The 23,394-nt window shown below is 72.4% G+C and carries 15 protein-coding genes; 10 read left to right on the top strand and 5 right to left on the bottom strand.

The annotated features are described in order from the left end of the window. Window positions 1–32: 32 nt before the first annotated feature. Window positions 33–1,295: a phenylacetate--CoA ligase family protein gene (locus ABD832_RS27055; protein ID WP_344900301.1), complete on the top strand. Its 1,263-nt coding sequence runs from the start codon at window positions 33–35 to the stop codon at window positions 1,293–1,295. 103 nt (window positions 1,296–1,398) lie between these two features. Here the strand turns inward: ABD832_RS27055 and ABD832_RS27050 are convergent, their stop codons facing one another. Next, window positions 1,399–2,853: an MFS transporter gene (locus ABD832_RS27050; RefSeq protein ID WP_344900299.1), complete on the bottom strand. Its 1,455-nt coding sequence runs from the start codon at window positions 2,851–2,853 to the stop codon at window positions 1,399–1,401. Window positions 2,854–3,014: 161 nt separating this feature from the next. On the opposite strand from ABD832_RS27050, the gene ABD832_RS27045 reads away from it, so the two are divergent. The 3 genes from ABD832_RS27045 to ABD832_RS27035 all read left to right on the top strand — a co-directional run bounded on the left by ABD832_RS27045 (window position 3,015) and on the right by ABD832_RS27035 (window position 9,884). Next, window positions 3,015–3,905, top strand: a complete 891-nt coding sequence (locus ABD832_RS27045; RefSeq protein WP_344900297.1) for a LysR family transcriptional regulator — start codon at window positions 3,015–3,017, stop codon at window positions 3,903–3,905. A 577-nt stretch (window positions 3,906–4,482) separates the two neighbouring features. After that, window positions 4,483–7,965 (top strand): CARDB domain-containing protein, encoded by a 3,483-nt coding sequence (locus ABD832_RS27040; RefSeq protein ID WP_344900295.1) that lies wholly within the window; start codon window positions 4,483–4,485, stop codon window positions 7,963–7,965. Window positions 7,966–8,591: 626 nt separating this feature from the next. Further along, the gene (locus ABD832_RS27035) at window positions 8,592–9,884 is read left to right on the top strand and encodes a metallopeptidase domain-containing protein (protein WP_344900293.1); all 1,293 of its coding nucleotides are present in this window, start codon (window positions 8,592–8,594) and stop codon (window positions 9,882–9,884) included. Between the two features lie 102 nt (window positions 9,885–9,986). On the opposite strand, the gene ABD832_RS27030 is transcribed toward ABD832_RS27035, so the two are convergent. After that, entirely contained in the window at window positions 9,987–10,985 is a 999-nt protein-coding gene (locus tag ABD832_RS27030; RefSeq protein ID WP_344900291.1) for a LacI family DNA-binding transcriptional regulator, read from the bottom strand. A 215-nt stretch (window positions 10,986–11,200) separates the two neighbouring features. Between ABD832_RS27030 and ABD832_RS27025 the strand changes: the two genes are divergently transcribed. The 5 genes from ABD832_RS27025 to ABD832_RS27005 all read left to right on the top strand — a co-directional run bounded on the left by ABD832_RS27025 (window position 11,201) and on the right by ABD832_RS27005 (window position 17,310). Beyond that, entirely contained in the window at window positions 11,201–12,475 is a 1,275-nt protein-coding gene (locus ABD832_RS27025; RefSeq protein ID WP_344900289.1) for an ABC transporter substrate-binding protein, read from the top strand. Next, complete coding sequence (locus tag ABD832_RS27020) at window positions 12,472–13,404, top strand: carbohydrate ABC transporter permease (protein WP_344900287.1); 933 nt, start codon at window positions 12,472–12,474, stop codon at window positions 13,402–13,404. Before ABD832_RS27025 ends, ABD832_RS27020 begins: the two co-directional genes overlap by 4 nt. A 46-nt stretch (window positions 13,405–13,450) precedes the next feature. Then, the gene (locus tag ABD832_RS27015; RefSeq protein WP_344900285.1) at window positions 13,451–14,224 is read left to right on the top strand and encodes a carbohydrate ABC transporter permease; all 774 of its coding nucleotides are present in this window, start codon (window positions 13,451–13,453) and stop codon (window positions 14,222–14,224) included. Continuing rightward, window positions 14,217–16,016, top strand: coding sequence for a glycoside hydrolase family 127 protein (locus ABD832_RS27010; protein WP_344900283.1), 1,800 nt, complete (start codon window positions 14,217–14,219; stop codon window positions 16,014–16,016). The genes ABD832_RS27015 and ABD832_RS27010 overlap by 8 nt, the downstream gene beginning before the upstream one ends. 214 nt (window positions 16,017–16,230) lie before the next feature. Beyond that, window positions 16,231–17,310, top strand: a complete 1,080-nt coding sequence (locus ABD832_RS27005) for a class I SAM-dependent methyltransferase (protein ID WP_344900281.1) — start codon at window positions 16,231–16,233, stop codon at window positions 17,308–17,310. A 57-nt stretch (window positions 17,311–17,367) separates the two neighbouring features. Here the strand turns inward: ABD832_RS27005 and ABD832_RS27000 are convergent, their stop codons facing one another. After that, the gene (locus tag ABD832_RS27000) at window positions 17,368–17,598 is read right to left on the bottom strand and encodes a hypothetical protein (protein WP_344900279.1); all 231 of its coding nucleotides are present in this window, start codon (window positions 17,596–17,598) and stop codon (window positions 17,368–17,370) included. A 460-nt stretch (window positions 17,599–18,058) separates the two neighbouring features. Between ABD832_RS27000 and ABD832_RS26995 the strand changes: the two genes are divergently transcribed. Continuing rightward, the gene (locus tag ABD832_RS26995) at window positions 18,059–20,881 is read left to right on the top strand and encodes an ATP-binding protein (RefSeq protein WP_344900277.1); all 2,823 of its coding nucleotides are present in this window, start codon (window positions 18,059–18,061) and stop codon (window positions 20,879–20,881) included. A 135-nt stretch (window positions 20,882–21,016) separates the two neighbouring features. Here the strand turns inward: ABD832_RS26995 and ABD832_RS26990 are convergent, their stop codons facing one another. Both ABD832_RS26990 and ABD832_RS26985 read right to left on the bottom strand, forming a co-directional pair. Next, window positions 21,017–21,793 (bottom strand): SAM-dependent methyltransferase, encoded by a 777-nt coding sequence (locus ABD832_RS26990; RefSeq protein WP_344900275.1) that lies wholly within the window; start codon window positions 21,791–21,793, stop codon window positions 21,017–21,019. A 245-nt stretch (window positions 21,794–22,038) separates the two neighbouring features. Further along, window positions 22,039–23,196 carry an alcohol dehydrogenase catalytic domain-containing protein gene (locus ABD832_RS26985; protein WP_344900273.1) on the bottom strand — a complete coding sequence of 386 codons (1,158 nt, stop codon included), beginning with the start codon at window positions 23,194–23,196 and terminating at the stop codon, window positions 22,039–22,041. Window positions 23,197–23,394: the final 198 nt, after the last annotated feature.

The raw sequence follows: 23,394 nt of genomic DNA, 5'->3' as shown, positions 1-23,394 counted from the left end.
GCGCGACGTACCGACTAGACAAGGAACGACACATGCCCGCTAAGCCATTGCACGTCCTGGTCGACTTCGCCCGCCGGAACTCCCCGTTCTACGCGGAGCTGTACCGCGACGTCCCGGACGTCGTCTCCGACCTCACCCAGCTGCCGATCATCGACCAGAAGGAGTTCTGGGCCGCGAACACGTGGCCGGACAACCGGCTGCTGACCGGGCCGCTGACCGACGCCGGCGTGTACACCTCCGGCGGCACCACCGGGGCGCCGAAGTTCTCCCCGTGGACCCGTACCGAGCACGCGGACTCGGTGACCGCGTTCGGGGCCGGCATGGTCAGGGCGGGCCTGAGGCCGGGGCACCGGGTGGCGAACCTGTTCTTCGCCGGGGAACTGTACGGGGGGTTCCTCTACATCGAGAACGCCCTGCACCACGCCCCGGTGGAGAACGTGCGGCTGCCCGTCGGCGGCACCACGACGAACGAGTACGTCGCCGACCTGATCACCGTCTTCGGCGTCAACGTGCTGGCGGGCCCGCCGATGAAGCTCGCCGCGGTGGCCGAGGCGGTGAGCGCCCGGGGACAGGCGGCCGACACCGTGGAGCTGCTGCTGTTCGCCGGTGACCTCCTCTTCGACGACCTGCGGCCCCAGCTGACCGGGGCCTTCCCCAAGGCCGCGATCGCCTCGCTCGGGTACGCGTCGGTGGACGGCGGGCTGATCGGCGCGCCGGTGCCGGGCGACGACCCGCGGGTCCACGAGGCGTTCCCCGACCGCACGATCGTGGAGCTGGTCGACGAGGTGACGGGCGAGCCGATCACCTCACCCGGCGTACCGGGCCGCGTGGTGGTCACCAACCTGTTCCGGACCCTGATGCCGATCATCCGGTATCCGGTCGGGGACCTGGCCGAGTGGGTCGGCGACGACCTCCGCCGGTTCCGGCTGGTCGGCAGGGCGGTCGAGGGAGCCAGGGTGGCGATGGTGTCGATGAGGACCGAGGACGTCCGCGCGGCGCTCGCCTCGGCCGATCAGGACCGGGTCGTGTCCGGGGTGCAGCTGGTGCAGCGCCGCTGGGACGGCAAGGACGGCCTGGTGCTGCGGCTCGCTCACGCCTCCGCCGGGGAACCCCCGGCGGAGCTGACCCGCAGGCTCGTCGACGCCGTCCACGAGGCCCGCCCGATGTACCCCGAGTACGTGGGCCTGGGCTTCATCCACCCCCTGTCGATCGAATGGGTGCGGCCGTCCGAGCTGGTGACGAACCCGCGCACCGGCAAGCTGGTGCAGGTGGTGGACGAACGCTCGCACTCCTGACCCCTTCCCGGCCGAGCCCGAGTCCGGGCCGGGCCGGACCGGGCTGAGCCGGGCTGAGCCGGGCTGAGCCGGGCCGGGCTGAGCCGGGCTGAGCCGGGCCGGGCTACACCGCGACGGACGTCGGTGCCGTGGCCGGGTAGGGGCCGGGACGCGGCCGGAGAAGCAGGAACACGACCAGCCCGAAGGTCACGAGGAGGGCCGCGACGGCGAAGGTCCAGTGCGTCCCGCGGGCCACTTCCGCCGGTGTGGCGGTGCTGACGTCCTTCACGCCCGCGGCGAAGGCGAAGACGGCCCCCATGACCGACGCGCCGGTCATGAGCCCGAGGTTGCGGGAGAGGTTCAGCGTGCCCGACAGCAGGCCACGCCGGTCCGGGGGGACGTCCCTCATCACCGCGGTGTTGTTGGCCGCCTGGAACAGCGCGTACCCGGTGGTGACGACGACCAGGGGCACGACGTACCCGGCGACCCCGGCGGCCGTGGGCGTCAGGGAGAGTGCCACGGCGCCGCCGATGATGCCGGCGAGCCCCGCCACCACCATGGTCCCGGACCCGAGACGATCGGTGGCGCGGCCCGCCGGGACGCCGGCGAGGGCGGACACGGCGGGGCCCGCCGACATCACCAGGCCGGCGAGGGCCGGGTCGAGGCCGAGCGCCCAGGACAGGTGGAAGGGCCCCACGACGAGCGTGGTCATCATGACGGTCGAGACCAGGGCGCTCGTCGTCAGCCCGGCGGCGAGGACGGGGTCGCGGAACGTCGACAGGGTCAGCAGCGGGGACGCGACCCGGCGCTCGACGACGACGAACAGGGCCAGACCCGCCCCCGAGGCGAGGAGAAGCCCGGCGGTGAGCGAGCCGAAGGAGTTCCCCTCGATCGTCACGGCCAGCGCGTAGGTCCCCAGCGTGATCGCCAGCAACGCGGTGCCCCCGCCGTCGAACCGCCCGCGTACGGGGGTCGCCGCCGGTGCGGGGCCGGGCGTCGCCCCGAAGATGAGCGCGAGCGCGAGGAGGCCGGGCGGCACGACGGCGAGGAAGACCGCGCGCCAGCCGAAGGCCGCGACCAGGACGCCACCGAGGCCGGGTCCCAGCGCCGTGCCGACCGCCGACATCGTCCCGAGCAGCCCCATGACCCTGCCGGTGCGCTCCCTGGGCACCGTCTCGCCGACGATGGCCATGGTCAGCGCCATCATGCACGCGGCGCCGGCTCCCTGGAGCGCCCGGGCGGCGACCAGGGCCGGAAGGTTCGGGGCGAGACCGCCCAGCAGCGTCGCGAGCGTGAACACGGCCACGCCACCCCGCAGGACGCGACGCCGGCCCACGAGGTCGCCGAGCCGGCCTGCGCCGACGATCAGGGTCGTGACGGCCAGGAGATAGGCGATCACGACCCACTGGACGTCGTTGAAGGCGGCGTCGAAGGCCCCGGCGACGGTCGGCAGGGCGACGTTGGCGATGCCGGTGCCGAGCGAGGGCAGGAGCGTGCACAGCGACAGGGCGGCGAGTGCCCGGGCCTGGGGCGGGCGGCGGGGCGACAGTGCCTGCCCGGGTTCGGCTGGTGCTCTCACGGTGACGGCCTCTTCCTGTGGGGTCGGCGGGCGACGGGGTCGGTGGGTGATGGGGTCGTCACGAACCTAGGTGCCGCTCTTACCTGGCGGAAGACGCAATGATGGCAAGCCACTTGTGCACGCGACGCCATGCCGACGTCGATCCGTGAGATCCTCCGCGAATGATCCGTCCTGATCTCAACCTGCTGGTCACGCTGGACGTCCTGCTCGAGGAGGGCAGCGTGACGCGGGCGGGTGAACGGCTCGCGCTCAGCCCGTCCGCGATGAGCCGCGCGCTCGCGCGGCTGCGGCGGGTCACGGGCGATCCGCTGCTGGTGCGGGCCGGCCGGGGGCTGGTGCCCACGCCCCGCGCCGTGGAGCTGCGCGACCGTGTGCGCGCACTGGTCCAGGAGGCCGAGGCCGTCCTGCGGCCCGCCGGGAGGCTGGACCTGGCGACGCTGGAGCGGACCTTCACGCTGCGCGGCAGCGACGGGTTCGTGGAGAGGTTCGGGCCCGCGCTGGTGGCGGAGGTCGGACGCGAGGCGCCCGGCGTGCGGCTGCGGTTCCTGCGGAGGACCAGGAAGGACATCGCCTCCCTGCGCGAGGGCGCGGTCGACCTCGAGACGGGCGTCGTCGAGGACGCTCTGCCTCCCGACGTGCTGAGCGAGCCCCTGTTCACCGACCGCTTCGTCGGGGTGGTGCGAGACGAGCACCCGCTGAGCACCGGAGAGGTGACGGCGGCCCGGTACGCCTCCTCGCGGCACGTGCACGTCTCGCGGCGCGGCCTGACGGAGGGGCTGGTGGACGGTGCCCTCCGAGCGACGGGCCACGAGCGGGAGGTCGTCACGGTCGTGGACGGCTTCGGCGCCGCGCTGGCGCTGGCGAGGGCCTCGGACCTGGTCGCCACCGTCCCGGAGCGTCACACCGCGGACCTGCGGCGAGGGATGTGCTCCTTCGAACTGCCCTTCCGGGCTCCCGAGGTGACGGTCTCGCTGATGTGGCACGTCCGGCTCGACGCGGACCCGGCCCACCGGTGGTTGCGCGACCGCGTGATCGACGTGTCGTCCTCGTAGTCGCCCTCGATCGTCACCGGGCCGGTGCCGTGCCGCCGACCCGGACTCCGGCACGCCCCCCGTCGGCGCGACGGCCCGGCGGCCCGGGTGTGGCGACCTGGCGGCCCGGGCGCGACGGCCTGGCAATCCGCGTGCGGCGACCCGGCGGCCCGGGTGTGGCGACCGGGTGGCCCGGGTGCCGGATGCGCGCGGTGAGTGTCAGAAAGCCGTTTTCCTCCCGTTGACGCGCCCGTAGCACGTATGTAACCTTTGGCCAAAGCATCGCAAAAATCATACAAATATCTGCTTTGTAACTGACTTCTCTCGCAATTCCTCAGGAACGCGCCGCAGCCGTGCACCTGCCCCCCACCCGTGAGCGGTGAAGGCGCATGCCTTCACGCCCCGACCCCGTCGTGCATGACGAGAGACAGAGGAACGCGAATGAGAAAGCCGTACGGACCGTTACGGCTGGTGGCGGCCATGGTCGCCACCGGCCTGCTGGTGATGGGGGGCGGCCGTCCCGGCCTCCGCCGCGGCCGGCCCCAACCTGTCGCCGGGCAAGGCGACCCAGGCCGGCAGCGCCACCGCCGGCCACGAGGTGTCGGCCGTCAACGACGGCGACCAGTCCACCTACTGGGAGAGCGCCAACAACAGCTTCCCCGGGTGGGCGCGGATCGACCTGGGCACCGCCACGAGCGTCGACCGGATCGTCCTGAAGGTGCCCGCACCGGCCGTCTGGCAGACCCGCACCCAGACGCTCTCCATCCAGGGAAGCTCCGACGGCTCCACCTACAGCACGGTCGTGGCCTCGGCGAACCACACGTTCGACCCGGCCACCGGCAACACGGTCACGATCGGCTTCGGCGCCGCGACCCACCGGTACTGGCGCGTCAACGTCACCGCCAACACCGGCTGGCCCGCCGCGCAGATCTCCGAGTTCGAGATCTACGGCGCCGCCGGCACCGGCGACACCCAGAACCCGTCGGCCCCGGGCAACCTCGCCCTCACCCAGCCGGCCGCCGGTCAGATCAGGCTCAGCTGGAACGCCTCGACCGACAACGTGGGCGTCACCGGCTACGACGTCTACGCGAACGGGCAGCTCCGGGGCAGCGTCGGCACCGTGCTGACCTACACCGACACCCAGCCGGCGTCGGCGACCGTGACGTACACGGTGCGCGCCAGGGACGCGGCGGGCAACCGCTCGGCCGACAGCAACGCCGTGACCCGCACCGGCACCGGTGACCCCGGGACGAACCTGGCGCTCGGCAAGGAGATCACCGCCTCCGGCCACGTGCACAGCTTCGTCGCCGCCAACGCCAACGACGGCAACCCGGCCACCTACTGGGAGGCGAACTCCGGGGCGTTCCCGAACACGCTGACCGTCAGGCTCGGCGCCGACGCCTCCGTCAACGCGGTGGTCGTCAGGCTCAACCCCGACCCCTCCTGGGGCACCCGCACCCAGAACATCCAGGTCCTGGGCCGCGAGCGGAACGCCACGACCTACCAGAACCTGGTGTCGGCGGCCAACCACACCTTCAACCCGGCCTCCGGCAACACGGTGCGGATCGACGTGTCCGCGAACGTCGCCGACGTCCAGCTGAGGTTCACCGCCAACAGCGGCGCGCCCGGCGGGCAGGTCGCCGAGTTCCAGGTCCTCGGTACCCCAGCGCCGGGCCCCGACCTCACGGTCACGAACCTGTCGTGGACGCCGGCCTCGCCGACCGAGACCAGTGCGATCACGCTCTCGGCCACGGTCAGGAACGCGGGCAACGCGGCCTCCCCGGCGGACAGCGTCACCCTCTCCCTCGCCGGTACGCAGGCCGGCACCGCCGCCGTCCCTGCCCTGGCCGCGGGCGCCAGTGCCACGGTGACCCACGTCATCGGCACCCGGGGCGCGGGCAGCTACACGGTCGGCGCCAGGGTGGACGCCGACGACACGGTCGCCGAGCGGAACGAGGACAACAACACCCTGACCGCGTCCTCGCCGCTGGTGGTCGCCGAGGCCCCCGGCCCGGACCTGCAGGTGCTGGGCATCACCTCCAACCCGGCGAACCCGGCCGTCGGAGCGCCCGTCACGTTCACCGTGGCGGTGCGGAACCGCGGCAGCGCCGCCACGGGCGCGGCCACGGTCACCCGCCTGACGGCGGGTGGCACCACGCTCAACACCACGACCCCGTCGATCGCCGCGGGCACGACCGCCAACGTGGCCGTCAGCGGCAGCTGGACCGCGGTCAGCGGAGGCGCCACGCTCACCGCGACCGCCGACGCGACGAACACCGTCGCCGAGACCAACGAGACCAACAACACGTTCTCGCAGGCCATCGTGGTCGGGCGCGGCGCCGCGGTCCCGTGGACGGAGTACGAGGCCGAGGCCGCCGTCTACCAGGGCACGCTGCTGGAGACCGACCCGCTGCGCACCTTCGGGCACACCAACTTCGCCACCGAGTCCTCGGGCCGCAAGTCGGTACGGCTGAACAGCACCGGGCAGTTCGTCGAGTTCACCTCGACCGCGCCGTCCAACTCGATCGTGGTGCGCAACTCCATCCCCGACGCCCCGAACGGCGGCGGCATCGACGCCAGCATCAGCCTCTACGTCAACGGCACCTTCTCCAGGAAGCTGACCCTCTCCTCGCGCCACAGCTGGCTGTACGGCAACACCGACGGCCCCGAGGCGCTGACGAACACCCCCCAGGCCGACGCGCGGCGGCTGTTCGACGAGTCCAACGCGCTGCTGTCGCAGACCTACCCCGCGGGCACGAAGTTCCGGCTGCAGCGTGACGCGAGCGACACGGCCTCGTTCTACGTCATCGACCTGATCGACCTGGAGCAGGTGGCGCCGCCGACGAGCCAGCCGGCCGGGTGCACCTCGATCACCGCCTACGGCGCGGTCCCCAACGACGGGCTCGACGACACGGCCGCCCTGCAGCGGGCGGTGACCGACGACCAGAACGGCGTCATCGGCTGCGTGTGGATCCCGGCGGGGCAGTGGCGCCAGGAGCAGAAGATCCTCACCGACGACCCGCTGAACCGGGGTCAGTGGAACCAGGTGGGCATCAGGAACGTCACCATCCGCGGTGCGGGCATGTGGCACTCCCAGCTGTACACGCTGACCGAGCCGCAGGACGTGGTGGGCGGCATCAACCACCCGCACGAGGGCAACTTCGGCTTCGACATCGACAGCAACACCCAAATCTCCGACATCGCCATCTTCGGCTCGGGCCGTATCCGCGGCGGGGACGGCAACGACGAGGGCGGGGTGGGCCTGAACGGCCGGTTCGGCGAGAACACGAAGATCACCAACGTGTGGATCGAGCACGCCAACGTGGGCGCCTGGGTCGGCCGCGACTACGACAACATCCCGGCCCTGTGGGGTCCCGGCGACAACCTGCTGTTCAGCGGCATGCGCATCCGCAACACCTACGCCGACGGCATCAACTTCACCAACGGCACGCGCAACTCGAGGGTGTTCAACTCCTCGTTCCGCACCACCGGTGACGACGCCCTGGCGATCTGGGCCAACCAGGCCGTGAAGGACCAGGTCGTCGACAACACCCACGACAACCACTTCGTCAACAACACCATCCAACTGCCCTGGCGGGCGAACGGCATCGCCATCTACGGCGGGTACGACAACTCCGCCGAGAACAACCTCATCTACGACACCATGAACTACCCGGGCATCATGCTGGCGACCGACCACAGCCCCCTGCCCTTCTCGGGGACCACGCTGCTCGCCAACAACGGCCTCTACCGCACCGGCGGCGCCTTCTGGAACGAGGACCAGGAGTTCGGTGCCATCACGCTGTTCCCGTCGACCAAGGACATCACCGGTGTCACCATCCGCGACACCGACATCCACGACTCGACCTACGACGGCATCCAGTTCAAGACCGGCGGCGGCAACATGCCGAACGTCGCGATCACCGACGTGCGGATCACCAAGTCCAACAACGGCGCCGGGATCCTGGCCATGGGCGGCGCCCGCGGCAACGCGACGCTGACGAACGTCACGATCAGCGGCTCGGCCGACGGTGACATCGTGAAGGAACCGGGGTCCAGCTTCGTGATCACGAGGAACTGAACCCACCCCCTGTGATCACGGAGGATCGGCACCCTCCGTGATCACACAGGGCCGCCCGCCGCGAGCCGGCCGGCCTCCTCCACGATCACGAGGAGGCCGTCCCGCCCCGTGATCGCGAGGAGATCGGCTCCACTTCGTGATCACGGGAGGCGCGGCCCCTCCGGCGTGAAAGTTTCATCGGTCCCCGCCTCCGGGGACCCGCGGGACGCCCGGCGTGCTCCCCCGGTGGAAGGACCACCGGGGGAGCACGCCCGTTTCCGCCCCGCCCGCCCCGGCGGGCGCCGCCCCGGGGGAGGTGAGCGCCGCGCGGCCGTCGCCCGGCCGCCCGGGGGAGACCCCCGCGGGTACGTTCCACCGCCCGCACGGGAACGGCCGTGCGGCCGGGAGTCCCGGGCCGCGCGGGCCCGCGGGGGCCGGACGGCCGCGCGGGTGCGGGCTTGACAGGGTTTTTCGCATCCCCAACACTCTGGGAAACCTTGTCGTGAAACGAGGAGTCCCACCCCTCTGACCGTTGCGTAAAGGGTTTCTGTTATCGCTAACAAAACCCGGCGGCGTCAACGGATCGGCGACGAGGCGACGCGCACTCCCGGCGTTCGAGACCCGACCCCCCACGGAGGTTCGCACACATGGGAAGACGATGGTGGACGGCGGCGGTGCCCGCCCTGATCCTCGGCCTGCTGATGTCACCGGCCGACACCGCCCTGGCCGCGGCACCCGGAGACGGCAACCTGGCGGTCTCCGCCACGGCGAGCGCCTCCTACACCTCCTCCTGGGAGAGCATCGCGGCGATCAAGGATGACATCGACCCCCCGAGCTCCAACGACACCGCCAACCCGCGCTGGGGCACCTGGCCCGAGACCGGCACCCAGTGGGCCGAGCTGACCTGGAGCCAGCCCCAGACGCTGCGCTCGGCGCAGGTGTACTTCTTCGACGACAACGGCGGCGTGCGGGTGCCCGCCTCGTGGAGGCTGCAGTACTGGAACGGCAGCGCCTACGCCGACGTCGCCGGTGCGAGCGGTTACCCCACGGCCGTCAACGCCTACAACAAGGTCGTCTTCAACAGCGTCTCCTCCTCCCGGCTGCGCGTGGTGCTGCAGAGCGGCGCGGCCTCGGTCGGCCTGCTGGAGGTGAAGGCGTACTCCACCGAGTCGCCCGGCAACGGCGGCGGCGGCACCACCGGCTGGAACCCGCCCGCCAACCTGGTCACCCCCCTGAACCAGGTCTGGCAGCACGTCGAGAGCACCTACAACCCCGGCCCCACCGTGTTCCGCAACTTCGGCTGGGACCAGATCATGGCCAACCGGGGGAGCATCAACTACTGCGTGCGCTGGGACTCCTCGGCACCGGTCTCGGCCGCCCTGCGCGACCGGATCCACGCCTCGCTCGCCCGGCAGTTCAAGAAGTGGATGGACCTGATGGTCGGCCACAACGGCTGGCCGTACAGGGAGGTCCCGCTCAAGGTGGTCGGCTGGGCGGTGCGCGACCGCGCCACCCTGCAGTGGAGCGACAACTCCGTGGACGTCTACGTCAACGACATCCGGGAGAACGCCCCCCAGTGCGCTCAGCCCTGCGGGCGGTTCTTCAACCAGAACGGCCAGTACCCCAACTGCCCGGGCGGGGCCGCGCGCCACTACGACATGTCCCTGTGGCTGACCGCGGGCATGGGCGGGGGAGCGGGCGGTGACTGGGGCCAGCGTCTCGGCAGCGAGTACTTCGTGAACAACATCGACGCCCCCGACATGCACATCCTGCTCCACGAGATAGGGCACAGCTTCGGCCTGGACGACTTCTACGACTGGACGCCCACCGGCGTCGGCGGCTTCCTGATGAAGGCGGGAAGCGCGAGCCGGATCACCGACTTCGACGCCTGGATGTTCCGCGACTGGTGGCGGCACCTCAAGAGCCGCTACGGCCTCTGACCCACCTCGCACCGTCACCGGCCGGTCCGGACCCTCGGGTCCGGACCGGCCGCCGCGTTCCCGGCCGTCCAGTTCCCGGCTGTCGCGTCCCCGGGCGGTGGCTCAGGCGGGGGCGGGCGGCGCGGTGGACTCCCGGATCACCAGGCGGCACGGCATGGAGTGCACGCCCGGGGCCGCCCGGCCGTCGATGGCGGCGAACAGGTGCTGCGCGGCCGTGTGCCCCAGCCGCTCCAGGTTCGGGTCCACGCTGGTCAGCAGCGGCCTGGTCTCGGCCGAGAGCACCTCCCAGTTGTCGTAGCCGATCACCGCCACGTCCGAGGGCAGGCGCAGGCCGCGTTCCCTCGCGATCTCCATGAAACCGGCGGCGATCTGGTCGCTGCCGCAGAACACCGCGTCCAGGCCGGGCTGGGTGAGCAGCAGCATCTCGGCGGCCTGCCGCCCCCAGCGCTGGGACCACGCGCCGTACAGGGTCTCGCCGGCCTGTTCGAGACCAGCCTCGCCCAGCGCCCGGCGCACCCCCTCGGCCCGGTCGGCCGCGGCCTTGTAGTGCGTGGGCCCGGTGACGTGCGCGATCCTGCGCCGCCCGGTGGCCAGCAGGTGCCGTACGGCGAGCACGGCGCCGCCCACGTCGTCGGGCGTGAAGGACACGTCGCCGGGGTCGTCGGACGGGCCGTAGGCGTACACCACGGGGATCGGCAGCTCGCGGCTGATGGAGGGCCGCGGGTCGGTGCTCTCCCCCACGACGATCAGGCCGTCGACGCGGCGGGACAGCAGCATCCGTAGGTGGTGCTGCTCGCGGATGGCGTCGCCGCGCGCGTCGCACAGCACCACGGCCATCTCCCCGGCGCCGAAGGCGTCCTCCGCGCCGAGCAGGACCGGGATGCCGAACCGTCCCACGCTGTCGCTGGTGAGCAGGCCGACCGTGCGGCTCTGCCCGGTCAGCAGGTTCCTGGCCAGCGCGTTGGGCCGGAAGGAGAGCTGCTCGGCCGCCTCCAGCACCCTCCGGCGGGTGTCGGGGCGGACGTTGTCCTTGCCGTTGAGGGCCTTGGACACGGTGGCGATCGACACCCCGGCCAGCGAGGCCACGTCACTTATGGTCACCGAACGTGACCGCCTGCCCGTCATCGTGACGAAATCCTTTTCACTGTGCCTGCCAGGGCGACCCCGGCCGACCGTCCGGCCGTACCTCCCGAGGTTACCTCATGCCCAAGGATCGGCCAGGGGGTGTTGACACGCATCGGTGTTTCTTTTACGTTTCCGAAAACCTTTTATTTCTATTTCGTGCGTCGCGGGGGATGCCGGAAGAGGAGAGGACCATGCAGCCACGCGCACGCGTCATCGGCGCCGCAGCCATCCTGACAGCCCTGGCCCCCATGATCGCCTGCGGGGGGAACGGGAGCGGGAAGGCCGCGCCCGCCTCCGCGGAACCGGTCACGATCACCATGTGGACCCGCGCCGCGACGCAGGCGCAGAGCGAGCGCCTGGTCAAGGCCTACAACAGCGGCCACAGGAACCAGGTGAAGCTGACCGTCGTCCCCACCGACAACTACCAGCCGCGCATCGCGGCGGCGGCGGGGGCCAAGCAGCTGCCGGACGTGTTCGCCGCGGACGTGATCTTCGTCCCCAACTACACCTCCCAGGGGCTCTTCCTCGACATCACCGACCGGATCGCCGCCCTGCCGTACAAGGACTCCCTGGCACCCAGCCACATGAAGCTGGGCACCCAGGAGGGACGCCGGTACACCCTTCCGCACACGCTGGACCTGTCGGTCTGGTTCTGGAACAAGGACCTGTACGAGAAGGCCGGCCTGGACCCGGAGAAGGGCCCTGCCACGCTGAAGGAGTTCGCCGAGCACGCCACCACGATCGACGAGAAGCTCGGCAAGGACGGCAAGGTGCACGGCACCTTCTTCGGCGGCAACTGCGGCGGGTGCTACGTCTTCACCTTCTGGCCCTCGGTCTGGGCCGCCGGAGGCCAGGTGATGAACCCCGAGGGCACCGTCTCGCTCAGCGACAGGTCGCCGATGACCGACGTCTTCGCGATCTACAAGGGGCTGCACGAGGCGGGCGTGACCGGCCCGACGACCAAGGAGGAGCAGGGCCCCACCTGGACCGGCTTCTTCCCCAAGGGCGAGATCGGCGTCATGCCGATGCCCTCGACCACGCTCGGCTCGATGCCCGCCGGCATGAAGGTCGGCGTCGCGCCGATCGCCGGGCCCGACGGCGGCGAGTCCACCTTCGTGGGCGGCGACTCGGTCGGCATCTCCTCCACCACGAAGAACGCCGACGCGGCCTGGGAGTTCCTGTCCTGGACGGTCTCCGACGAGGCGCAGGTCGAGGTCATGGCCAAGAACAAGGACGTGCTCGCGCGCACCGACCTGTCGAACAACACGTACTCCTCCGCCGACCCGCGCGTGGTGCTGATCAACTCCATGGTCGCCAAGGGGCAGACGCCGTACGCGCCGCGCTTCGGGCAGACCTTCAACGACCCGCAGGGGCCCTGGTTGCGCCTGGCCCGTGAGGCGCTGTTCGGCGACCCCGGCAACGTCACCCGGCTCAACGCCGAGATCACCAAGTCGCTGCAGCAGTGAACACGACCCTGACCGGAACGCGGCGGAGGGTGGCGCGGGGATCCGTCCCGGCGCCGCCCCCGCGGTGGCGGGGACGACGGGCCCAGGGCTGGCTGTACGCCGCCCCGACCGCCGTCGTCGTCGTCACCCTCTTCGTGGCACCGCTGGTGCTCGTCGTCTGGATGTCGCTGAACCGCTGGCCGCTGCTCGGCCAGGCCACGTTCAACGCGCCGGGCAACTACCTCAAGATCGCCGACAACCCGCTCTTCCTCGACGCGGTGCTCTTCACGCTGAAGTACACCGCCATCGTCACCGTGCTGCTGTCGGCCGCCGCGCTCGGCCTGGCCCTGCTGGTGCAGGAGCGCAGGCCCGGCGTGGGCTTCTTCCGCACCGCGTTCTTCCTGCCCGGCGCGGTCGGCTTCGCCACGGCGGCCCTGCTGTTCTACGGCATGCTCAACAACGACTTCGGGCCGGTCGACCCCCTGCTGCGGGCCCTGGGGATCACCGACGAGCCGGTGAAGTGGACCGGCACCCCGAACATGGCGCTGTTCTCCACGATCGCGCTGGTGCTGTGGCGCTTCGCCGGGTTCAACATGCTCATCCTGCTCACCGGCCTGCAGTCGATCCCGACGGAGGTCTACGAGGCGGCCCGGTCCGACGGCGCGAACCGGTGGCAGATCTTCACGAAGATCACGCTTCCGCTGCTGCGTCCCACGCTGGCGCTGATGCTCATCCTCAGCGTCACCGGCTCGCTGCTCGCGTTCGACCAGTTCTTCATCTTCACCAACGGCGGGCCGGACAACAGCACCGTCTCCATGGTCATGGTCGTCTACCGCGACGCGTTCTTCCGCTTCGACCTGGGCGGCGCCGCGGCGCTCTCGGTCGTGCTGCTGGTCGCCCTGGTCGCGCTCAACACCGTACAGATGCGGGTGTTCAGGAGGTCCACGTGAGGCGGTGCGAGCGCGGGAACGACGCGCGCGAGGCGGTGGGGAGCCGGTGAGGGGGACCTACTACACCACGATGTCGGCGCTGGCGGTGCTCTTCCTGTTCCCGCTGGTGTGGAGCGGCTGGTCCTCCTTCGACGGGGGAGCGGACAACTACGCCGAGATGGCCCGCTTCGGCGAGGGCGTGGACGTCTACCTCGTCAACAGCGTGCTGGTGTCGGCGATGACCGTCGCGGGCACGCTGACGGTCTCCGCGCTGGGCGGCTACGCCTTCGCCCGCTTCGACTTCCCCGGCAAGAACCTGCTCTTCCTCGTCACCCTGGCCATCCTGATGGTGCCGTACGCGACCATCCTGATCCCGCTGTACGTCCTGCTCGGCCACATCGGGCTGCAGAACTCCCTGGTGGGCCTCTCCCTGGTGTTCGTGATGTTCCAGCTGCCGTTCGCGCTGTTCATGATGCGCAACGCCTTCGAGGCGATCCCCCGCGAGCTGGAGGAGGCCGCCCTCGTCGACGGCTGCGGCACCTTCCGCGCCTTCTGGCGCATCCTGCTGCACGCCGTGCGGCCCGCCCTGGTCACCGTCGCCCTCTTCGCCTTTCTCGCCTCCTGGAACGACTTCTTCGCACCGCTCATCCTGCTCAACGACGGAGCGAACTTCACCCTCCCGGTGGCCGTGGTCAGCATGACCCAGCGCACCTTCGGGGCCATCGACTACGGCATGCTGCAGGCCGGCGTCATGGTCATGGCCGTGCCCTGCCTGATCCTCTTCGTCGTCCTCCAGCGCCACTACGTGCGCGGATTCATGTCAGGAGCCCTGCGTGGTTAGTCCCGTCACCCCCTCCGCAGGGGTGCTGTCCCCCCTCGGCCTCGACGCCGTACGCCTCGCCCCGGGTTTCTGGGGCGACCGGGCGGCCCTCAACCACGAGGTCATCATCGGCCACTGCCTGGAGTGGATGGAGCGGGAGGGCTGGATCGGCAACTTCCGCGGCGAGCGTCCCCGGCGCGGCAGGGAGTTCAGCGACTCCGAGGCGTACAAGCTGCTGGAGGCGATGGCCTGGTCCGGTCACCCCGGGCTGCCCGAGCTGGCCGCGACCGTCGCCGCCGCGCAGGAGGACGACGGCTACCTCAACACCCGCTGGAGCTCCGAGCGCTACAGCGACCTCGAATGGGGGCACGAGCTGTACTGCTACGGCCACCTCATCCAGGCCGGGGTCGCCCGGCTGCGCGCGCACGGCGAGGACGAGCTCACCAAGGTCGCCCGCCGGGCCGCCGACCACCTCTGCGACCGCTTCATGGAGACCACCGAGACCTGCGGCCACCCCGAGGTGGAGATGGCGCTGGTCGAGCTGTACCGGGCCACCGGGACCGAGCGCTACCTGGAGATGGCCCGCCGCCTCGTCGAGCGACGCGGCCGGCCCGCCCTGGGACCGATCCATCTCGGGCGCGCGTACTTCCAGGACGACATGCCGGTACGCCGGGCGCGCGTGCTGCGCGGGCACGCCGTCCGGGCCCTGTACCTGGCCTGCGGCGCGGTGGACGTGGCCGTCGAGACCGGCGACGGGGACCTGCTGCAGGCGATCGAGGAGCAGTGGGAGAACACGGTCGCCCGGCGTACCCACCTGACCGGCGGGATGGGCTCGCGCCACTCCGACGAGGCCTTCGGCGAGGACTTCGAGCTCCCGGCCGACCGGGCCTACTCCGAGACCTGCGCCGGCATCGCCTCGATCATGCTCTCGCACCGGCTGCTGCTGGCCACCGGCCGGGCCCGCTACGCCGACCTCGCGGAACGCACCATGTACAACGTGCTCGCCACCTCACCGGCACCGGACGGGCGCTCGTTCTTCTACGCCAACCCGCTGCACATGCGCATCCCGCCCGAGCCGCGCGAGGGCGTCGTCGACCACACCTCCGGGGCGGGGCTGCGCTCCTCCTGGTACGACGTGTCGTGCTGCCCGAACAACATCGCCCGCACCCTCGCCTCGCTCCCGGCCTACCTGGCCGCCGCCGACGGCGACGCGCTGCACGTCCACCACTACGCCCCCGCCGAGATCCGCCACCGGGGCCTGACGCTGCGGCTGGAGACGGACTACCCCTGGTCCGGTACGGTCACCGCGCACGTCGTCGAGGGCCGCCCCGGGCGGATCGTCCTGCGCGTGCCCTCCTGGGCCGAGGGGGCGACCCTCACCCACGGCGGCACGACCCGCCCGGCCGGGCCCGGCCACGTGACGGCCGAGGCCGACTGGCGTCCGGGCGACCGGATCCGGCTCGACCTGCCGATGGCGTCCCGCTGGACCTTCCCCGACCGGCGGGTGGACGCGGTGCGCGGGTGCGCCGCGGTCGAGCGCGGCCCGCTCGTCTACTGCGCCGAGTCGGTCGCCGACGACCCGCCGCTGGCGCTGGTCACGGCCCTTCCCGAACCCCCGGCCGAGCGGACGCGGGACGGGGTCGTCGAGCTGGAGGCCCGCGCCTGCCTGGTACCGGCCGGCGACGCCCCCTGGCCCTACCGGGACGGGCACCCGGACACGACCGGGCGGGAGGTCACGCTGCGGCTGGTCCCGTACCACCGCTGGGGCAACCGCGGGCCGTCGAGCATGCGGGTGTGGCTGCCACTGGCCTGAGCCCGGCCCGTTGATCCGAGCCCGGCCCCGGCCCTGAACCGGCCCTCGGGCCGGGGCGGGGAGCAGGAGCGGGGGTGCCTTGTACCGGTCTTTGGCAACCGGGGGAACAGCTGAAGATACCGAGGTGAAAGGGCGGTTGAGTCCCTGAAGGGAGCCGTGCCACTTTTGGAGTGATCCTCCCGGCCGGGGAGGCCCGGCCGGAGGGATGTCTGCGATGTTCGCGCGGCGCGCGCTCTCCCGGGTCGTGTACGGCTCCCGCTACGACCGGGTGCCCAGGAACCACCGCTCCTACGTCCGCCCGGGGGAGAGACTCGCCCGCGAGGTCCAGTGGCGCCTGAGGATCGGGCGGACCCCCGTCATGAGGTTCCAGGACTACCGCGAGCGGACCCTGCTGGAGAGGACCGAGGAGTTCGTCACCTGCCGCCTGTGCGGGGAGACCCGTCAGCAGCCGCTGTTCCAGCGGGCCGGTGCCGGGCGCGGGGGGACCTACCGGGTGGTGCGCTGCCCGGCGTGCGGCCTCCTCTACCGCAACCCCGCGGTCCGGCCCGCGACGCCGGACGTCCCGCGCACGGACGTCCCGTACGCGGGTCTCCTGTACGCGGACGTCCCGTACGCGGATCTCCTGTACGCGGACGTTTCGCACGCGGACGACGGCGCGGCGCCGGACCGCGCGGCCGACCGGCGGCGCCGGCGCCACCGGCTGACCATGGACGCCTTCGGCCCGGTGTTCTCGTCGGGACGGGGACGCACGCTGCTCGACGCCGGTCACGGTGCCGGTGACGGGATCTTCCTCCGGCTCGCCCGGGAGCGCGGCTTCGACACGGCCCGGCTGGATCTCGCGGCCGGTCCCGTGACGGCCGCCGGCGGGTTCGACGTGATCACCCTCTGGTCGGTCCTGGCCCGGCTGCCCCGGCCCGTGGAGGACCTGCGGTGTCTGCGCGGCCTGCTCGCCCCGGGCGGGGTGATGCTGATCCTCACCGCGAACGCCGCCTCCCTGCAGCTCAAGGCGTACGGGAACGGCTGGACGGGCTTCAGGCGGGGCAACCTGATGTTCTACTCGGCCGAGACGCTGGTCACCCTGCTGAGCCGAACCGGGTTCGCCGGGGTGGCGTTCGCCCCGTTCTACGGCGACGACGTCGAGGCGGGCGCCGTCGGGCTGCCCGGCCGGATGGGCCGGCGCCTGCGCCGCAACGTCGAGGCCGGTGGCGGGAAGATGATCCGCGCGCTGGCCTTCGCCGACCGGGAGGCCGTTCACCGATGGGGCGAGCGGCTCGGGGCCCGGCGCTCCACCTGACCGTCCCGCCGTTCCCGGCTCCGGATCCGGTGCCGGGGACGGGGACGGAACCGGGGCTCACTCCAGCAGGGTGCGGGCGCGGATCTGCTCGTCGCGCATGTGTGCCCGGAACGCGTCCAGCAGGTCCCTGGGGCTCGTCGCGCTGGTCAGGGGCATGCGGTCGCAGGAGCAACCTGAGCGGTAGACGTCGCGGCCGACGTGGGCCGAGGTGATGTAGTCCATGCACCAGTCGGGCATGTGCTCCTCGCTCTGCACGAGGGGGTCGTCGTTCCAGTGCGGCATGCTCATGGGTCGCCTCACAGGAGGGTCGGTGATGGCCGTGGGGCCGGGGGCGCCTTCTCCAGAGGCCGCGATGGCGGCTTCCCCTCCCTGGGTCCCGGAGCCGGTCGTCGCTCCGGAACCGTCTCGATGACACCGGAGGATCGGTTCTTTCCGGGAGCGGTCCGGCACGGGGTCGGTGACGGCGCCGCGGTCATCGTTCAACGGGGTGCTCCGAGCATAGGCGTGAATCGGAGAGCTGGCGATTCCCCGACGAATCGTGAGACATCAGGTGAACCGTCGCCCTCACAATGATGCGTTCGGCGAAGGACGCACGGTACGGAAGCCGGGTCATTTCGGGTCACCGGTCGGTTAGCATCCGGTAAGGATCAAGGTCGGCGAGGTGACGCGCGCCCGCGCGGGGTGTGTCGTCACGTCACGTCCCGGCACGGTCACGGGAAACCGGCCGGACGGGCAGCAGGGAGCGAGCGTGGACTTCCACCTCTTGGGGCACGTCGAGGTGATCTCAGGAGAGGGCGCCGTGGTGCCGCTGCCTCCCCTCAAGAGGAGGCTGCTGGGAGCGTTGCTGCTGTCCGAGAGACGGACCATCGCGGTCGAGCGGCTGATGCTGGCCGTGTGGGGCGACACCCACGCCAGGAAGGAGGCCCTGAAGACCCACGTGTCCGAGCTGCGGCTGCTGGTCCCGGGCCGTATCCCCCCGGCCGGACCGGACGGCTACCGGCTGCGCCTGCTCCCCGGCGACACCGTCGACGTCGACACCTTCCACGACCTCGTCGCCACCGGTGAGCGCCTCGCCGAGGCCGGTGAGCACCGGGCCGCCGTCGCGTCGCTGCGGGAGGCCCTGAACCTGTGGGGCGCCGACCCGCTGGCCGACGTCCCCACCGGTGACCCGAGGCTGCGGCAGCGCCGTCAGGCCCTCCTGCGGCAGCGCCAGGACGCCATGGTCCTGATGTTCGGGACACGGCTCGCCCTCGGCCACCACCGCGAGATCATCGCCGACCTGCGCGGCGAGCTGGAGGACTCCCCGGACGCCGAGGCCCTGCACGTCCTCCTGGTGAACGCCCTGTACCGCTCGGGACAGCGCGTCCCCGCGCTCCAGCACGCCGACGCCGCGGCCGGGATCCTGCTGGAGGAGAACGGCGACCCCGGGGAACGGCTGCGCCGGCTGCGCGCGCGGATCGCGGCGGACGGAGCCGGCCCCGCCGTCACCGCGGGCGCCGGGGGTGCCGGGACCGCCCTCCCGGCGGTCCCGGCGCAGCTCCCGCCGGACGTACTGGACTTCACCGGCCGGTCGCACGAGGTCGAACGGCTCACCGAGCTCCTCACCCCGGCACCGGACGCCACCGGCGTGCCGATCGTGGGGATCAGCGGCCTGCCCGGGATCGGGAAGTCCGCGCTCGCGATCCACGTCGCGCACCGGCTCCGCCCGCGCTTCCCCGACGGCCAGCTCTTCGTGCACCTGGCGGGCCGGTCCGGGCGGTCCGCGAACGTCGGCGAGACGCTGGCCGAACTCCTCGCCACCCTCGGCGTCCCGGCGCAGGACCTGCCGCCCTCCACCGTGGGCCGGGCCGGGCTGCTGCGCTCGGTCCTGGCCGGACGGCGTGTCCTGATCGTGGTCGACGACGCCGCCGGTGTCTCGCAGGCGTCCCACTTCCTGCCGGGCACCGCCGGGTGCGCGGTCGTCATCACCGGCCGCGCCCTGCTGAACGGCGCGGGGATCCGGTCCTTCCCGCTGCAGCCGCTCCGCGGCGAGGAGTCGCTCACCCTGCTGGGCGAGATCGTCGGCGCCGACCGGGTACGCCGCGAACCTGAGGCGACCAGGACCGTGCTGGAGGCGTGCGGCGGGCTGCCGCTGGCGCTGAGGATCGCCGGGTCCCGGCTGTCGTCCCAGCCGCACTGGCCCGTCGAGCTGCTCGCGTCCCGGCTGCAGGACCGGCTGAAAGGGCTGGCCGACGGCGACCTGGCCGTCGAGGCGAGCATCGCCGAGAGCTACGAGGCGCTCCCGGCGCCGGCGCGGCACGCGTTCCGGGTCCTGGCCCTCGCCGGGCCCGGGGACTGGCCGATGTGGCTGACCGGGATGCTGCTGGGCGCGGAGCAGGCCGACGACGCGCTGGCGGCGCTGACCTCGCACAGCCTGCTGTCCCCCGCGGGGGCCGACGACCTCGGCCACCCCCGCTACCGGCAGCACGACCTGGTACGGGACTTCGCCGAGGCGCGGCTGGCCGAGCACGTCGACGAGTGGGACACCACCATGAACCGGCTGCTGCTGGGCTGGCTGCTGCTCGCCGACCGGGCCTCCGCGGCGATCCCCGGCGAGCCGTTCTTCCCGCCGCCCGCGCGCCTGCACTGGGACCTGCACGTCCCGGTACAGGCGCAGAAACTGATCGACGCCGACCCCGGCGGGTGGCTGGCCAGGGAGTGCGCGCAGCTGCTGGCGGTCATCCGGGTGGCGTGCGAGGAGAACCGCTACCGGCAGGGGTACGGCATCGCGCTGCGGCTCGCGTCCCACCTGTACCGGGCCGGCCGGGACCGGGACGCCGAGGACATGTGGCGCATCGTCATGCGCACCGCGGCCGCCGCCGGTGACCGGCGCCTGGCCGCGGAGGCGCGGCACCGGATGGCGGCGCTGATCACCCGCGGGCCCGGCGGCCCGGCCCGCGCGCTGCCGATGCTGGACACCTGCGTCGCCGTGTTCGCCGAGCTGGTGGACCGGAACCGGTGGGCGCGTTCCCTGGCGCTGCGCGCGTTCTGCGCCTACAGGCTCCACCGCGACTCCGGCGGGGCGGGAGTCGAACGGGCCGCCCGGGACGCCGAGGAGGCCCTGGAGCTGGCACGGCTCACCGGGGAGGGGCACACCGAGCTGGTGTGCCTGCGGACCCTGGGGCTGGTGGCGTCCGCGAGCGGGCGCCACACCGAGGCGATCGGCCGGTGCGAGGCGGCGCTCGCCCGGGGACGGGCCATCACCGAGACGTCCGGGGACGCGGCCTGCGAGGTGTTCGCGGCCGTGGCGCTCGCGACGGTCCTCGTCGCCGCGGGCGAGGCCGGGCGCGCGCTGACGGTGTGCGAGACCGCCCTCGACGCGGCGCGGGGGACGGGACACGTACCGGCGCAGGCGGCGCTCGCCGAACGGGCCGGCGACGCCCTGTCGGCCCTGGGCCGTACGCGGGAGGCCGCGCGGCGCTACAGGGAGGCGGTGGCGCTGTGCGGGACGGACGGGGCCGACCCGCACCGGGCCCGGTACGACGGCAAGCTGAGCCGCGCCACGACAGGCGACGGCGGCTCACCGGCATGACGCGGGCGTCCCCGGGCCCGGCCGCCGGTCAGGGTCCGGGGACAGGGATCGCGAATGCCGGGGTCGGGGGTGTGAGGGCTGCGGGTGCCGGGGCTTGCGGGCGTCAGCGCTTCCGGGTGTCAGGGCTCGCGAGGGTCAGGGCTTGCGCGCGAGGCCGCACCAGGCGTTCATGGGGCGCCTGTCGCCGGGAGGGTCGCCGTCGACGGTCCAGTCGCCGACCGTGGTGATGCCCGGGGGCAGGACGTCCCAGCCGGTGAAGAACCGGGAGAAGGCGTCACGGTCGCGGAAGTAGAAGCGGCTGGGGACGTTCGCGTACATCTCCTCGATCTTGGCGTGCACGACCGGGTCGATCTCGTGGTCGGTCACGTGGGCGATCGCGACGTAGCTGCCCGAGGGCACCTCGGACAGGATGTGCTGGACCACCCCGTACGGGTCGTCCGAGTCGTGGACGAACTGCAGGATCGACACGAACAGCACGGCCACGGGACGCCCGAAGTCGATGAGCTCCTGGGTGGCCGGGGCGTTGAGGATCCGTTCCGGGGTGCGGACGTCGCCGTTGACGTAACGGGTGTTCTCGTCCCCCACGATCAGGGCCTGCGCCTGGATGTGCACCGTGGGGTCGTTGTCGACGTAGACCACGCGGGTCCTCTGGTCGATCGCCTGGGCGACCTGGTGGACGTTGTTCGCGGTCGGCAGCCCCGACCCGATGTCGAGGATCTGCGTGATCCCGTGGTCCCCGACGACGTGCCGCACGACGCGCTCGAGGAAGCGGCGGTTGTCCGCGGCGAGGTCACGCAGCTCCGGAGCGTGGGCGAGGATCGGATCGGCCACCGCGCGGTCGACCTCGAAGTTGTCCGTCCCGCCCAGCACGTAGTCGTAGACCCGCGCGGGGGACGGCTTCGTGGTGTCCACGCCCCGGGGTGCACCCACCGCTGAACTCACCTCTCACCTGCTCTTTCACGAGATTCCGGCCGGACGGGCCCGCGAAGGGCCGGCGCCGGGCCGGGGACACCGGAATTCGATCATAATCACGGCGCTGTCCACCGTCGGGGGAATCGCGGCAAATGGAGATCACCGCGGCGTTCCGCGGCGTTCTGCGGTGTTCCGCGCCCGCACGCGGTCCCGGTGCCGTCCCGGAGGGTCACCGCCCCGGAGGGTCACCGCCGGGGCAGGATCATCGTCACTCCGGGGACGGAGCCGATCGACCTCAGGGCGGCCCCCGCCTCCTCCAGGCCGATGGACCGGGTGACCAGCGCCTGCGGCAGCACGGTCCCGCGGGCCACGGCCGCCAGCATCTCCGGGTAGGCGTGCGCGGCCATGCCGTGGCTGCCGAGGAGTTCCAGCTCGTGACCGATCACCCGGCCCATCGGGAGCGCGGTCAGCCCCGGCAGCAGGCCGATCTGGACGTGACGGCCCCGGCGGCGCAGGCCCTCGATCGAGGCCGCGCACGTCTGGGGGCTGCCGAGCGCGTCCACGGAGACGTGCGCGCCCCCCGAGGTCACCTCCCTGATCCGCGCGGCGACCTGGGCCCCGGGGACGGGAACCTCGGCCCCGTCCCCGCTCTCGACCCCGGCTCCAGCCCCGTCCCCACCTCCAGCCCTGACCCCGGCTCCGGCCTCAGCCCCGATCCCGGTCGCGACTCCGGTCCCGGGTCCGTCGCTCGTTCCGGGGGAGACGGCGACGCAGGCGACGGCGCCGAACCGCCGGGCCAGTTCCAGCGCTCCGGGGGAGACGTCCACGGCGACGACCCTGGCCCCGGCCGCAGCGGCGATCATGACGGCGGACAGGCCCACGCCGCCGCAGCCGTGCACGGCCACCCACTCCTGTGGCCGGACCCGGCCCACGGCGGTGATCGCGCGGTAGGCGGTGGCGAAGCGGCAGCCCAGGCTCGCGGCGGTGGGGAAGGTCATCTCCCCCGGGAGCCGGACCAGGTTCACCTCGGCGTGGTCGATCGCGACGTACTCGGCGAAGGAGCCCCAGTGGGTGAATCCCGGCTGGGTCTGGCGCTCGCAGACCTGCTGGTCACCGGCCTCGCACGCCGCGCACGAGCCGCAGGCGCAGACGAACGGCGCCGTCACCCGGTCACCGGGCCGCCAGGAGACGACGCCCGTGCCCACCGCCTCGACGACCCCGGAGAACTCGTGTCCCGGCACGTGCGGCAGGACCCGGATGTCCGGGTCGTGCCCCTGCCAGCCGTGCCAGTCGCTCCGGCACAGGCCGGTCGCCTCCACCCTGATCACCGCTCCGCCGGGCGGAGGCTCCGGGGCGGGCACCTCCCGGACCTCGGGATCGGCTCCGAAAGCGTCGAAGACCACCGCTCGCACCCGCGTACCCCCTTCTCGGGCTCGGACCGGCCGCGGATCCCGGCCGGGCGGACCGGTCCGCCCGGCCCCGCAGTCCCCGCGGCCCCGCACCATTGTCGACGCCCGCGGGCGCCGGGGGAAGGTGCCGCTGGGACCGCCGGGGCAGGTGTCGCGACGCTCCGGGGAGACCCCGCGGGCGTGCGGGGGAGG

Source organism: Streptosporangium longisporum (genome assembly GCF_039534895.1).
Taxonomy (GTDB): domain Bacteria; phylum Actinomycetota; class Actinomycetes; order Streptosporangiales; family Streptosporangiaceae; genus Streptosporangium; species Streptosporangium longisporum.
The sequence above is the reverse complement of the archived record's forward strand: the minus strand, read 5'-3'. Positions and strand labels throughout refer to the sequence as shown.

Excerpts from the sequence above, each read along its gene's own strand:
- ABD832_RS27055 (WP_344900301.1), top strand. The coding sequence starts at position 33 with ATGCCCGCTAAGCCATTGCACGTCCTGGTCGACTTCGCCCGCCGGAAC.
- ABD832_RS27045 (WP_344900297.1), top strand. The coding sequence starts at position 3,015 with ATGATCCGTCCTGATCTCAACCTGCTGGTCACGCTGGACGTCCTGCTC.
- ABD832_RS27035 (WP_344900293.1), top strand. The coding sequence starts at position 8,592 with ATGGGAAGACGATGGTGGACGGCGGCGGTGCCCGCCCTGATCCTCGGC.
- ABD832_RS27025 (WP_344900289.1), top strand. The coding sequence starts at position 11,201 with ATGCAGCCACGCGCACGCGTCATCGGCGCCGCAGCCATCCTGACAGCC.
- ABD832_RS27005 (WP_344900281.1), top strand. The coding sequence starts at position 16,231 with ATGTTCGCGCGGCGCGCGCTCTCCCGGGTCGTGTACGGCTCCCGCTAC.
- ABD832_RS27000 (WP_344900279.1), bottom strand. The coding sequence starts at position 17,598 with ATGAGCATGCCGCACTGGAACGACGACCCCCTCGTGCAGAGCGAGGAG.